The sequence below is a fragment of the Paracoccus sp. C2R09 genome (genome assembly GCF_018860625.1).
In the GTDB taxonomy this organism is placed as follows: Bacteria; Pseudomonadota; Alphaproteobacteria; order Rhodobacterales; family Rhodobacteraceae; genus Paracoccus.
In genome coordinates this window covers 223,052-236,385 of sequence record NZ_JAHKQB010000029.1, presented here as the reverse complement: position 1 = coordinate 236,385, position 13,334 = coordinate 223,052, and the positions used below count along the sequence as shown (strand labels likewise).

At 66.5% G+C, this 13,334-nt stretch carries 11 protein-coding genes and 1 pseudogene; 2 read left to right on the top strand and 10 right to left on the bottom strand.

Annotated features, from left to right (window positions below; translation table 11 throughout):
- Window positions 1–70 precede the first annotated feature (70 nt).
- The 5 genes from KO490_RS13005 to KO490_RS12985 form a co-directional block, all read right to left on the bottom strand.
- On the bottom strand, window positions 71–3,088 hold the full coding sequence (locus KO490_RS13005) for a vitamin B12-dependent ribonucleotide reductase (protein ID WP_216019840.1): 3,018 nt from the start codon (window positions 3,086–3,088) through the stop codon (window positions 71–73).
- Window positions 3,089–3,494: 406 nt separating this feature from the next.
- Window positions 3,495–4,037: a 5-formyltetrahydrofolate cyclo-ligase gene (locus tag KO490_RS13000; protein ID WP_216019839.1), complete on the bottom strand. Its 543-nt coding sequence runs from the start codon at window positions 4,035–4,037 to the stop codon at window positions 3,495–3,497.
- Window positions 4,034–5,425 carry a magnesium transporter gene (gene mgtE, locus KO490_RS12995; RefSeq protein ID WP_216019838.1) on the bottom strand — a complete coding sequence of 464 codons (1,392 nt, stop codon included), beginning with the start codon at window positions 5,423–5,425 and terminating at the stop codon, window positions 4,034–4,036. Before mgtE ends, KO490_RS13000 begins: the two co-directional genes overlap by 4 nt.
- Before the next feature lie 37 nt (window positions 5,426–5,462).
- A complete protein-coding gene (locus KO490_RS12990) occupies window positions 5,463–6,275 on the bottom strand; it encodes an inositol monophosphatase family protein (RefSeq protein ID WP_216019837.1) in 813 nt (270 codons plus the stop codon).
- A gap of 146 nt (window positions 6,276–6,421) precedes the next feature.
- Window positions 6,422–6,781, bottom strand: a complete 360-nt coding sequence (locus KO490_RS12985; protein ID WP_028725808.1) for a helix-turn-helix domain-containing protein — start codon at window positions 6,779–6,781, stop codon at window positions 6,422–6,424.
- A gap of 187 nt (window positions 6,782–6,968) precedes the next feature.
- On the opposite strand from KO490_RS12985, the gene KO490_RS12980 reads away from it, so the two are divergent.
- Both KO490_RS12980 and KO490_RS12975 read left to right on the top strand, forming a co-directional pair.
- Entirely contained in the window at window positions 6,969–7,928 is a 960-nt protein-coding gene (locus KO490_RS12980; RefSeq protein ID WP_216019836.1) for an NADPH:quinone oxidoreductase family protein, read from the top strand.
- 114 nt (window positions 7,929–8,042) lie between these two features.
- Window positions 8,043–8,786, top strand: coding sequence for a Bax inhibitor-1/YccA family protein (locus KO490_RS12975; protein ID WP_216019835.1), 744 nt, complete (start codon window positions 8,043–8,045; stop codon window positions 8,784–8,786).
- Between the two features lie 53 nt (window positions 8,787–8,839).
- On the opposite strand, the gene KO490_RS12970 is transcribed toward KO490_RS12975, so the two are convergent.
- The 5 genes and pseudogenes from KO490_RS12970 to KO490_RS12950 form a co-directional block, all read right to left on the bottom strand.
- Window positions 8,840–9,838, bottom strand: coding sequence for an LLM class flavin-dependent oxidoreductase (locus tag KO490_RS12970; protein ID WP_216020154.1), 999 nt, complete (start codon window positions 9,836–9,838; stop codon window positions 8,840–8,842).
- Between the two features lie 95 nt (window positions 9,839–9,933).
- Window positions 9,934–10,506, bottom strand: a complete 573-nt coding sequence (locus KO490_RS12965; protein WP_216019834.1) for a GNAT family N-acetyltransferase — start codon at window positions 10,504–10,506, stop codon at window positions 9,934–9,936.
- A 135-nt stretch (window positions 10,507–10,641) separates the two neighbouring features.
- Window positions 10,642–10,914: a 50S ribosomal protein L27 gene (gene rpmA, locus KO490_RS12960; RefSeq protein ID WP_216019833.1), complete on the bottom strand. Its 273-nt coding sequence runs from the start codon at window positions 10,912–10,914 to the stop codon at window positions 10,642–10,644.
- 36 nt (window positions 10,915–10,950) lie between these two features.
- Window positions 10,951–11,292 (bottom strand): annotated as a pseudogene (gene rplU, locus KO490_RS12955) (50S ribosomal protein L21); the annotation flags it as partial.
- A gap of 185 nt (window positions 11,293–11,477) precedes the next feature.
- On the bottom strand, window positions 11,478–13,310 hold the full coding sequence (locus KO490_RS12950; RefSeq protein WP_216019832.1) for an ABC-F family ATP-binding cassette domain-containing protein: 1,833 nt from the start codon (window positions 13,308–13,310) through the stop codon (window positions 11,478–11,480).
- Window positions 13,311–13,334: the final 24 nt, after the last annotated feature.

Here is a 13,334-nt window from a genome sequence, read left to right as displayed (position 1 = left end):
GCGACGAAGGCCCGCCTGATCGCCAACCTAACCCCGAACCGTCTGCAGACAAAAGACGATCCGTCGCCTTTTATCGCGATGACCGCCCCTGATCCCGGTCCTCGCAGTGTTCGCAATGCGAAACGCCGCCCACATCGTTCATCGTTCCACCGCATAACGCACATGGCGCGGCCTGGTTGTGGCGCAGCGCCGCGCGCCCGCCCTGCAGCACCATCAGTTCCTGCGGCAGGCGCTTGCGCAGATAACCCGCGCTGCTGATCTGCTTCAGCATGGTCAGCGATTTGGGTTCCGGGCGGGCGGGGGCGCGGCGGCCCTCGTCGCGGCCGCCGCCGATATCGTCGAAGCGCGCGCCCTCGGGCTTCACATGCGCAAGGTCGGTCCGGTCGAGATAGCTGACAGCCAGTTCCCGGAACACGTAATCCAGGATCGAGGTGGCGTTCTTGATGCTGTCATTGCCCTGCACGGGGCCCGCGGGTTCGAAGCGGGTGAAGGTGAAGGCGTCCACGAACTCTTCCAGCGGGACGCCGTATTGCAGGCCCACCGAAACGGCGATGGCGAAATTGTTCATCATCGCCCGGAAGCCCGCGCCTTCCTTGTGCATGTCGATGAAGATCTCTCCGACCGATCCGTCATCGTATTCGCCCGTGCGCAGATAGACCTTGTGACCGCCCACGCTGGCCTTCTGGGTATAGCCCTTGCGCCGCTGCGGCAGCTTCTGGCGGTGGGTGCGCCCGGCATCGCCCATCACGATCTTCTCGACCACGCGTTCGGCCACGACCTGCGCACGGATCTGCGCGGGCGCCTCGCTCAGAAGCTCCTCGTCGTCATCATCGAACAGATCTGCCGATTGCGCCGACAGGCCCGACCCTTCGCGGCGCAGGCGGCATTCGTGCAGGCCCAGCTCGTCGGCCAGCTCGAACAGGGATTGCATCGCGGAAATCGTCGTGGTGTGCGGCAGATCCACCTCGCAGGGGACGGGGCCGGACATATGCGCCTGCAGCGTGGCAGCCTGCCTGATGCGGGCCTCGGGCGCGACGCGGCGACGCCCCTGGCGCCCGAGCGTTCCCGCGCAATCGAAGACGGCAAGATCGGCGGGGTCCAGATCGGGCGCCCCCTCCAGCGTCATGGCGCCGCAGACATGGTCGTTGGCCTGCGCGATCTGTCCGTCCGAGAAGCCCAGATGCGCCAGCATGTCGAAGCCCGGATCCTCCAGCCGGTCCGCCGGGATGCCCAGGACGTTGCGGCAGAAATCCTGGCCCAGGGTCCATCGGTTGAAGACGAAGCGGATGTCGAAGGCATCGGGCAGCGCGGCCTCGATCCGGTCGATCTGCGCGGGGCCGAAGCCGTGCCCGGCCAGTGCCGCGTGATCGATCGCGGGGCTGCCTGCAAGGGTCGCGTGGCCGGTTGCATGGGCCACGATCCGCGACACCGCATCGGCGGGATAGCCCAGCATCGCCAGCCCCATCGGAACTGCGGGGGCGATCCGGCGGCGATGACCGCCATCGGGATCGGGCGCGAAGCCGACCAGCGCATATGCGGGGTCGATGCCATCGGTTTCCCAACCCATCAGCAGGCTCAGCCGGCCTGCGGGCGCGATGCCCGTGACCTGCGAATGGCGCAGCCCGTGCCCTTGGGCCAGATCCAGCGCCTGCGCGAATTGCGCCCGCGCGGGGGACGGCACATCGGCGCGCAGCATCCGCAGCATCGCCGCCCGGTGGGTGGCGAAATCCGCGCAGGGACCGATATCCGCGGCCATCCGCCCCGAGACGACCCAGGCGGCACCTGTCATCACCGATGCGATGCGCGCGGCGACCTCGCGCCCCTCGTCGCTGTCATAGGCGATGCCCATGGCGATCAGCAGCGCGCCCAGATTGACCGGCCCCAGCCCGATCGCGTCGCCGCCCGCGATGCCGAGGGTCAGCGCCCAGAGCTGCGCGGCATGGGCCAGCGCGTCGTGATCGACCTCCCCGCCCTGCAAGAATGCCATCAGGTTCAGATGCGCATGGGCGCTGGCCTGGCCACCGGCGAAGGCGGGGATGTTGTCTTGGAAGCGCAGCGCGGGATCGCCCGTGGCCCATGCGGCATCCGCGATCCGGTCCCAGAGACCGTCGTCGCGCCCCTGCTGGGCCGCTTGCATGAAGTCGCGGGTGACACGCAGGACGCAATCCGTCTGCTGCCCCGTGACGCTGGCCGCACCCTCGCCGTCCCAATCGGCATCGAAGACCGGAAAGTCGATGGCGGTGAAGCCCTGTCGTGCGTAATCCAGCGCGCGCTGGACATAGGTTTCGGGGATCAGGGCGCGGCGCGCATCACGCAAGGCGGCCTTCAGGGCTGGGTTCGCCGCCATGTCGGGGCCGCCCTGCCCCTCGCGTGCGGCGGTCAGAACGGCGTTCAGCCGGTCGGCATGCAGGCGCGATCCCGCGATCAGCGCCGAGAGCTTGCGTTCCTCGTCCAGCTTCCAGTCGATGAAGCGGCGTGCCTGCGGATGGTCGATATCGCAGATCGCCCGGAGCGACGTGCTGCGCGTCATCGCCCCGCGCGCCCTTGCGGCGGCTGCGCGGTCGGCGCACTTCAGCGCCTCCATCAGGTCGGGTTCATCGCGGGAATCCGTGACACCCGGCGCCCGAGGGCTGTCCGGCACCTCGGCGCCATAGGCCCAGTCGATCCCGGTCACGGCCCATTCGCGCAACGCAGGCGCCGCCATCTGCCGCGCCATCATGCAGCGGACCTCGTCCAGATAGGCGCGGGCGTCATCCTCGGACGCGAACAGCCCCGCCTTCCATCCGCGACGGGCCCAGGCCCCGGCCATGCGGTCCATCACCTGGCGCAGGTCGCTCTCATCCCCCATCACGGCATCGTCGCAGGGGATCGAGGACCACAGGAACTCGGGCACGCCATCCTCGGGGACGGCACGCAGACGGTCGGGAACGCAGCCACGGGCCAGCACGTCCTGCGCCAGGACATCGACGGCGACACGGCTCCATCCTTCGGGGGCCATGATCACGCCGTGATCGGTCCGGTGGGCGGCGAAGGCGATCCCGTCCCAGGCACCGCCCAGGTCGTTGGTGAAGCGACGTTCGATCTGCATGGTTGACCCATCCTTGCTGCATCGCGCCCGCACGACGGACCGGCCCCGGCCCGGAACACGCGCGGGCAGGAACGGTCGTGACGATGATGCATGGGGCGGCTCGACTCGCGTCCACATGCGGTGCCGGTTGGGCTGTTTGCCGCAAGGTGGCGCGCGCGATGGGTGGGTTCAAACGCTTTATTTGCGCCGGCCCGTGCCTTCGCATGTTGACCGGAAGGATCGCGTTTTACCGACGGATTCGTGCACAGGGCGACAGGCTGGACCGGCGATTTCGGGGGGCGATCGCGCAAAACCCCCATGAAACCAAGGCGCTGCGGATACCTGTCCCGCAACTGTCCACAGGCTTATGGACAACCGGCCCACAGCTTGCCCACAGCCGGTGCAAAAACGTCACATTTCCAATGTTTTATCGCTCGGGGAAGACTGCACCGGCATCGGTGACGATCAGATCCAGCGGTTCGTCGAAATCCTCGGCGGGAATCGATTCGACGCGCTGGCAGCCATAGGCCAATCCGATCGCCAGCACCGGCCCCGTGGCGCGCAGCTGACGCAGGCTGCGGTCGTAGAAGCCGCCGCCATAGCCCAGCCGGTTGCCCCGACCGTCGAACCCGGCCAGGGGCACGATCACGACGTCGGGCCGAAGCTCTGCCATGTCGTCGGTGGGATGGGCAATCCCGAAATCGCCCCTGACCAGCGGCAATTCGGATTTCCATTCGCGAAAGACCAGCGGCATGTCGCGACCGACCACCACCGGCAATGCAAGCCTGCCTTGATGATCGTCAAGCGCGGGGCGCGGATCGGCCTCGTCCCGGATCGGCCAATAGGCCGCGACGATGCCGCGGCGGAAGGGCAGCAGCGCATTCGTCAGATGACGCGTCAGCGCATCGGCATCGCCCCCCTGGGCGCGGGCGGCCAGGGCCTCGGCCCGCAGGCTTGCCTTGGCCGTCACAGCAGCACCGCCGAGGCGAGGCCCAGGAAGGCGAAGAAGCCCACCACGTCGGTCACGGTCGTCACGAACGTCCCCGAGGCCAGCGCCGGATCCGCACCGACCTTTTCCAGCCCGAGGGGCACGAGGATGCCCGCAAGCGCCGCGATGGCCAGGTTCACGACCATGGCGATGGCGATCACCCCGGCAAGCGACACCCCGTCGAACCAGATATAGGCGACGATCCCCATCACCACGGCGAAGGCCAGCCCGTTCAGAAGCCCGACGATGGCCTCTCGTCGGACGACGCGCCACACGTTGCTGCCCGTCAGGCTCTTGGTGGCAAGGGCACGGACGGCGACGGTCAGCGTCTGGGTGCCCGCATTCCCGCCCATCGAGGCGACGATGGGCATGAGGACGGCAAGCGCCACGACCTGCTGGATCGTCGCCTCGAAGATGGCGATGACGAGCGAGGCCGCGATGGCCGTCGCCAGGTTCACGATCAGCCAGGGCAGGCGCTGGCGCAGCGTCTCGGTCACGCTGTCGGTGATGGCGGATTCCTCGCCCACACCGGCAAGGCGCAGGATATCCTCCTCGTGTTCCTCATCCAGGACCGACATGGCGTCGTCGATGGTGATGACGCCCACCAGCCGGTCCGACCTGTCCACCACCGGGGCGGAAATCAGGTGATACTGGTTGAAGGCATAGGCGACATCGCCTTCCTCGGCATGGGCGCTGATGGTGCGGAAGCTTTCTTCGGTCAGCTCGCTCAGAGGGATGTCGCGGCGCGTGGCCAGCAGACGCCCGAGCGCGACATAACCGATGGGATGGCGGCGCGGATCGACAAGGATGATGTGATAGAACTGCTCGGGCAGCCATTCCTCGGCCCGCAGGAAATCGATGGTCTGGCCCACGGTCCAATCCGCAGGCGCGGTCACGACCTCGGACTGCATCAGGCGGCCCGCGGAATATTCGGGATAGGCCAGCGATTGCTGGACGGCGGCGCGGTCGGTCTCGTCCAGCGCGGCCAGGATCTCGGCGCGGTCGGGTTCGTCCAGATCCTCGATCAGGTCGACGACATCGTCGCTGTCCATCTCGCGCACGGCATCGGCCAGCACGTTGCGGGGCAGCAGTTCGACCACTTCCTCGCGGATGCTTTCGTCGATCTCGGACAGGATCTCGCCGTCGATCTCGCGGGCATAGAGGTCGATGAACTCTCGTCGGGTGGCGGGGGCCAGCCGTTCGATCAGGTCGGCGATGTCGGCCGGGTGCACCGGCTCCAGCATCGCGTTCAGCGTGGGCGCGTCGCCTGCCTCGATTGCCTCGTGGATGCGGGCAAGCCATTCGGGACCAAGGTCCAGATCGGTCTCGGTGCGGTCGTCCTGTCGGTCCAGGATCTGTTCTTCGGCCATGCGGTCCCTCGTCTTGTTGCAGTATCAGGCCAACAGATCAGCCGCGCAGAAGTTCAAGCGCGGCCCGGTGAAGTTCGGGACTGGCGGCGGCAATCACCTGCCCGCCCTCATGTGCAGGGCCGCCCCGCCAATCGGTCACGATGCCGCCCGCCGCCTGAACGACGGCCAGCGGACCGGCAATGTCATAGGACTGCAAACCCGCCTCGATGACCAGATCGATCTGCCCAAGCGCCAAAAGCGCATAGGCATAGCAGTCCAGACCGTAGCGCGTCAGCCGCACCCGTGCCGCCACGCGGCGGAAGGCGTCACCCTCGGCCTGGGTCCCGATCTCGGGGAAGGTGGTCAGAAGCGTCGCCTGGTCCAGGTCCACGCCGTGCCGCACCGCAAGCCGGCGTTCGCCCATCGGACCGGCCAACCGCGCCTGCCCCAGCCCCCCTTCGAAGCGTTCGCGGGTATAGGGCTGGTCGATCAGGCCGTAGCGGATGCCCTGCCCGTCCGACAGCCCGATCAGCACGCCCCAGCTGGTGGCACCGCTGATGAAGGCCCGCGTGCCGTCGATCGGATCGAGGATCCAGGTCAGCCCGCTGACGCCTTGGCGGCTGCCGTATTCCTCGCCCAGGATGCCGTCTTGGGGGCGATCTTCGACAAGGATCGCACGCATGGCACGTTCGGCGGCGCGGTCGGCCTCGGTCACGGGGTCGAAATCTGCGGGGCGCTTGTTGTCGGCGAACAGGCTGTCGCTGCGGAAATGCGGAAGGATCGCGTCGCGCGCGGCATCGGCCATGCGATGGGCCGTGCGGATCAGCGATGCCGCGTCATGCCCCGGAATGCTGTCGGTCAGGCTGTGCATGGGGTCCCCTTCGCTGCTTCGGATCGGGTTTAACCCGTCCCGTGCGCGGGGGCCAGTCATCCGGCGCGTCCGTCATCGAGGCGTCACGCCGAAAGCGGCATGCGCAAGGTGACAGGGCCCGCGACGATGCGCGGGCCCCGGTCAGATCAAGCTGCGTCCGACAGCACCCTTGCCAGTTCGAAGATCTGGCGGCGCTGGGCGGCCGGCATGGTATAATAGGCGCGCACCAGCTGAAGCGCCTCCTTGTCGGCGAAGATATCGCCTTCGACGATATCGGGGATCTCTCCCTCCATCAGCCCTTCGAAGAAGAAACTGACTGGAACGTCGACCGCTTGGGCAATATCCCAGAGACGAGAGGCCGAAACGCGGTTCATCCCCGTTTCGTACTTCTGGATCTGCTGGAACTTGATACCGACCTTATCGGCCAGTTGCTGCTGCGTCATACCGATCATCCAGCGGCGATGGCGAATACGTTTACCAACATGAACATCTACACTGTGCTTCATCGCTTAGCCCTTTCAATCTTAGGAGGCGGTAACCCGAGAAAGCTCAATTAGCGAGTGTCATCTTGGTTAAGCATACCAATTCTAGCCAAAAAGACAGGTCCGGAGAACCGTCATATATCCCTTTGGATATAGGTCTCGACAGAAATTCGCATTCCCGGTCAACTGCCGAGGAACCGGGGGAGAGCAGATGATTCGGACGGCCGTAATCGAGGAACTGGGGCAGGACCCGGTCATACGCGAGGTGACCCCGCCCAAAGGGCATGCCGGGCAGGTTGTCGTTCGCATGATTGCCGCCGCCCTGAATTTCGCGGATCTCCTTAAGGCCAAGGGAAATTATCAAGAAGCCGAGAACCCGCCCTATGTTCCGGGGCTGGAAGGTGCCGGGGTCGTGGTCAGCGCACCGCCGGGTTGCGGGATCGTGGCCGGCGACCGCGTGATCGTCGCCGCATCCGGGACCATGGCGGGCGAAGTCGCGGTCGATGCCGAATTTGTCCAGCAGATTCCGGACGAGATGAGCTTTGCAGAGGCTGCAGGGCTTCATGTGGCTTATGGGACAAGTCACATGGCACTGTCATGTCGCGCACGACTCAAGTCGGGTGAAACCCTCGTCGTCCTTGGGGCGGCGGGCGGGGTCGGCCTTACGGCGGTCGAGATCGGCCATGCGATGGGGGCCCGCGTCATCGGTGTCGCGCGCGGCGCCGAGCGGTTGGAGGCCGTCCGGCGCGCGGGGGCCGATCTGGTGATCGACAGCGCCGAATGTCGCGATCTGAAGGCCGAGCTGCGCGGGATGGGCGGCGTCGATGTCGTCTATGATGCCGTGGGGGCGGAACCGGGCGAGGCCGCATTCGGGGCGTTGAAACGTCGGGGGCGGTTCCTGCTGGTGGGTTTCGCGGGGGGGCGACCGCCTGCCCTGCCCCTGAACCATGCGCTGGTGAAGAACATCGCGATCCACGGGCTCTATTGGAACGGGTATCGCGAACTGGACCCTGGCGTCATCGAAACCAGCATGAAGGCCCTGTTCGACATGTATCGCGCGGGCAGGCTGCATCCCGGATCGGGCGTGACGCTGCCCCTGGACCGCATCGCCGAGGGCTTTGCCCTGCTTCGCGAGAGGCGCAGCGTCGGAAAGGTGATCATCACCTTCTGAGAAGGTCGCCCCGAAAACGTCGCGCTGACGCGGCTGTCAGTTGAAAAACGCGCCAACCTGCACGATATTCGTAAGCAAGGCGCGAATGCGCCAATCATGCTTAGGGAGACTTCGATGGCAGACTACAACACCTACCGCTCCGCGCAGGGCGTCGGCGCCCGCCAGGCGGCGGTCGACGAAGGCCTGCGGGCCTACATGAACAAGGTTTATGGGCTGATGGCTGCGGGCATGGGTGTGACCGCCGTCGCGGCCTATGGCATCGCCACCGCCGCCGTGAACGACGGTCAGCTGACCCAGCTGGGATATGCGATCTACAGCTCGCCGCTGAAATGGGTCATCATGTTCGCGCCCCTGCTGATGGTCTTCACCTTCGGTGCGGCCATCAACCGCCTGTCGGTCGGCGCGGCCACCGGCGTGTTCTACGCCTTCGCGGCCCTGATGGGCGTGTCGATCAGCTCGATCTTCCTCGTCTACACCTCGGTCTCGATCGTGCAGACCTTCCTGGTGACGGCAATCGCCTTCGCGGGGCTGTCGCTCTATGGTTATACCACGAAGAAGAACCTGTCGGGGCTGGGCACCTTCCTGATGATGGGCCTGATCGGTCTGATCGTCGCCTCGATCGTGAACATCTTCCTGCAATCCAGCGCGATGCAGTTCGCGATCTCGGTCATCGGCGTGCTGATCTTCGCGGGTCTGACGGCCTATGACACGCAGAACATCAAGAACACCTATCTGCAGATGGCGGGATCGGACAGCGACTTCATCGGCAAGACCGCGATCATGGGTGCGTTGCGCCTGTATCTGGACTTCCTGAACCTGTTCATGTTCCTGCTGCAGTTCATGGGCAACCGCGAGTGATCGCCTGACCCATCGAATGACAAAGGCCCCGGCATCGCGCCGGGGCCTTTTTCTTAGGCGGCCCTGCTTGCGGGCATGTCCGACAGCACCTCGGAGGCGATGCGGAAGCTGTTCAGCCGCGCGGCATGGTCGTGGATCTGGCCGGTCAGGATCACCTCGTCGGGTTGATACTCCGCGATGATCGCGCCCATCTGCCGGCGAATGTCATCCGCGGTCCCGCAGGCCGTGATGCGCAGCGACTGATCCACCGCGCGACGCATGGGGGCACCGATCGCGGCATCGATATCGTCGACCGGGGCCGGGAACTTGCCCGTCTCACCCGTGCGCAGACGCGCGAAGGCCTGCTGCATGCTGGTGCGCAGGCGCGCGGCCTCGGGTGCCGTATCGGCGGCAAAGACGTTTACGGCGACCATCGCATGGGGCCGCTGCCAGCGCGCGGACGGGCGGAAATGGCTGCGATAGACATGCAGCGCCTGATCCAGTGCGTCGGGTGCGAAATGGCTGGCAAAGGCATAGGGCAGGCCCAGATGCGCGGCCAGCTGCGCGCCGAACAGGCTGCTGCCTAGGATCCACACGGGAACCTCGGTTCCCTCGCCCGGCAGCGCGCGCACGGCCGCCCTGGGGTTCCGCGGGCCCAGATAATCGATCAGCTCGACCACGTCCTGCGGGAAGGTGTCGGCCATGGGATCGCGGCGCAGCGCCCGGATCACCGACTGATCGCCGCCCGGCGCCCGCCCGAGGCCAAGGTCGATCCGGTCGGGAAAGGCCGTGGCCAGCGTGCCGAAGGCCTCGGCCACGGTCAGTGGCGCGTGGTTCGGCAGCATGATGCCCCCCGCCCCCACGCGGATGCGTCGCGTCTGCTGCGCGATCAGGCCGATCAGCACGGCGGTCGCGGCGCTGGCGATCCCCTCCATGTTGTGATGTTCGGCCAGCCAATAGCGGTGATAGCCCCATTCCTCGGCGTGACGCGCGAGGTCGAGGCTGTTCGCGATCGCGTCCTGCGCGCCCGAGCCTTCGGGCACCGGTGCAAGATCGAGAAGCGAGAAGGGAATGTGCTGGGTCATCTGCGCTATCTAGGCAGAATTGCGCAGTCTGCAAGTCCGCCCCGGTCGGCGCGCATGAAAAAGGGGCGCGAACGCCCCTTCCGTCAAGCCATCTTGCGCAGATATGTCCATGTGGGCACCCGGGCGCTGCGGGCGACCGACCAGCTTTCGGCATCGCCCAGATAGGCGAAGCCGCAATTGGTCAGAACGCGGGCCGAACCCGGATTGTCCTGGAACGCCTCGGCGAACAGGGTGCGCGCGCCATGCGGATTGGCGGCCACGATGGCAGCCACGGCCTCGGTCGCGAAGCCCGTGTTCCAGAAACCCGCACCGATCCAGAACCCCAGCTCGGACTGGTCCCCCTCCATCCGGGTCAACGACACGATGCCCAGAACCTCGGCCAGGTTGTTGGCCGATCCGTCGATGGCCCAGACATCCTCGACCCGGTCGGGCGACAGGGCACGGGCCACGAAGCTTTCCGAGGAACGCGGCGGCAGCGGATGCGGGATCGCGCGCGTCCCCTCGGCCACGCGACGGTCGCCGGTGTAATGGGCGATCAGGCCCGCATCGGACGGGCGCAGCGGGCGCAGCACGAAGCGGTCGGTCGGAATGACCGGCTGCGACAATGCGGCGGCTTCGGTGAGTTTCAGGTCGTCCAACCGCGAACCCTCCCTCATGGGTGCAGACATTACCATGTTTCCTCCCCCGGAAACCGGCTCCGGATCATCTCCGGGCAATAGCTTTGTTGCGAAAACGGCTGGGGGGACCGGCTTTCGCCGATCCCCCCTTAACATCGAAATGTTACGCCCGGGTTACTCGGCAGCTTCCTGCGCGGCAGGCTGCACCGAAATGAAGGTGCGACCCTTCAGGCCCTTGCGGAAGGACACGTGACCGTCGGTCAGCGCGAACAGGGTGTGATCCTTGCCCATGCCGACATTCTCGCCCGGCCACCACTTGGTGCCGCGCTGACGCACGATGATGTTGCCTGCGATGGCGGCCTGGCCACCGAACAGTTTCACGCCAAGACGGCGACCGGCAGAGTCGCGACCGTTGCGCGAGGAACCGCCTGCTTTCTTATGTGCCATGGATAGTCCTCCTTAGGCTTCGACGGCCTGGGTGCGGCCACCGGTTGCGGCCTTGACGCCGGTCTTGTCGGCGCCGTTTTCCAGCACGTCCGTCACGCGCACCAGCGTCAGCTGCTGGCGGTGACCACGCGTGCGCTGCGAGCTGTGCTTGCGGCGACGCTTGACGTAGGTGATGACCTTGTCGGCCTTGATCTGGTCGATCACTTCGGCCTGGACGCAAGCGCCCTCGACCAGCGGTGCGCCCAGGGTCGAGCCGACCATCAGAATCTCGTTGAACTGGATTTTTTCACCAGCCGTGGCGTTCAGCTTCTCAACGCGCAGGACGTCACCCGCCTGCACCTTGTATTGCTTGCCGCCAGTCTTCAGAACCGCGAACATCGCTTCTTCCTTCGTCAACCGCGTCCTTCGGCCCCGGCCATGCCGGTGTTCCCTTGGGGATTCCCCGCCTTCGGACTGCGCATCCCCTGCGGGATGTCATTGAAAACAATAGACCGGCCAAGGCTGGGGGCCCGACCGGTCCGGCGCGTATGCCCCATCGGGCCGCGGAAGTCAAGGCGCAGGGGTCAGCCCGCGGCCTTTTCCTCCAGCATCAGCCACTCTTCCTCGGCATCCGCCAGGGCCTTCTGCCGTTCGGCCAGGGCCTCGGTCGCCTTGTTGAACTTGGCCGGTGCCTTCTGGAACAGATCGGGGTTGGCCAGGAACTCGGACAGCTTGGCCATCTCGGCCTCGAGCCGCTCCATGACGGCGGGCAGCGCCTCCAGCCGGTGCTTCTCGGAGAAGCTGAGCCCGGACTGCGTCTTGGCGGGCTTCTCGGGCGCAGGCTTTTCGGCGGCCTTGCCCCCCTTAGCGGGCTTTGCGGGCTTCTCCGGCACGGCGGGCGCCTCGGCGCCGGGGCGCTGTGCGCGATAATCGCTCCAACCGCCGGCATAGACGGTGGCATTGCCGTCGCCTTCCATCGCGATGGTCGTATCGGCCACCCGGTCGATGAAATCGCGGTCGTGACTGACCAGCAGCACGGTGCCGTCATATTCGCCCAGCAGGTCCTGCAGCAGGTCCAGCGTCTCGACATCCAGGTCGTTGGTCGGTTCGTCCATCACCAGCAGGTTCGAGGGCCGCGCCATCAGCCGGGCCAGCAGAAGGCGCGCCTTCTCGCCGCCCGACAGGCTGCGGACGGGCGCACGGGCCTGCCCCTCGTCGAACAGGAAATCCTTGAGATAGGCCACGACATGCTTCGGCACGCCCCGCACCATCACCTGGTCCGACCGCCCCGAAACGCGCATCTCGGGGTCGCCGGTCAGCGAATCCCACAGCGTCTGGTCCGGGTTCAGCGCCGAGCGCGTCTGGTCGAAGACCGCGATCTCCAGATTGGTCCCGAGCGTGACCGAGCCTTCGTCCGGCGCGATCTCACCGGTCAGCATCTTGATCAGCGTGGTCTTGCCCGCGCCGTTCGGGCCCACGAAGGCGATGCGGTCGCCGCGATTGATCAACAGATCGAAGGGGCGCAGGATCACCCGGTCGCCGAAGGTCTTCGAGATGCCACGAACATCGATCACCTTCTTGCCCGAGGCCGGCCCGCTTTCCAGCGCCATCGCCGCCGTGCCCTGACGGCGGATCTGGGAACTGCGTTCGTCGCGCAGCGCAGCCAGCGCGCGCACACGGCCCTGGTTGCGCTTGCGCCGGGCGCTGATGCCTTCGACCGCCCAACGGGCCTCGGCCTTGATCTTGCGGTCCAGCTTGTGTCTGGCGTCGTCCTCGGCCGACCAGGTTGCCTCGCGCCAATCCTCGAAATGCTCGAAGCCGCGTTCCTGGCGACGAACCTCGCCGCGGTCGATCCACAGCGTGGCGCGCGTCAGGCGGCGCAGGAAGGCGCGGTCGTGGCTGATCAGGACATAGCCCGCGCGGGTCTGCGACAGGTGATCCTCCAGCCAGCCGATGGCCTCGATGTCCAGGTGGTTGGTCGGCTCGTCCAGCAGCATCAGCTCGGGCGCCTGGGCCAGCAACCGGGCCAGCGCCGCGCGGCGGCGTTCCCCGCCCGATGCGGTGTCGATGGGGCGCTCGGGGTCGAATTTCAGCCCCTCGGCGGCCATGTCCACACGGTAGGCCTCGGCCTCGGGCAGGTCGGCGCGGGCGAATTCGCCAAGCGTGCGATACCCCGACAGGTCAGGATCCTGCTCCATGTAGCCGGTCGAGACGCCGGCGGACAGGACCACCTCGCCCTTGTCGGGTTCGACAAGGCCGCCCATGACCTTCATCAGCGTGGATTTCCCCGACCCGTTGCGGCCCACCAGGGCCACCCGGTCGCCGGGCTGGACCGTCAGCGACAACCGGTCGAAAACCGGGTCCCCACCGAAGGTCAGCGAGATTTCGTTCAATTGCAGAAGGGGTGCGCGTGCCATGATCGCGCCCTAGCCCCTGCAGGC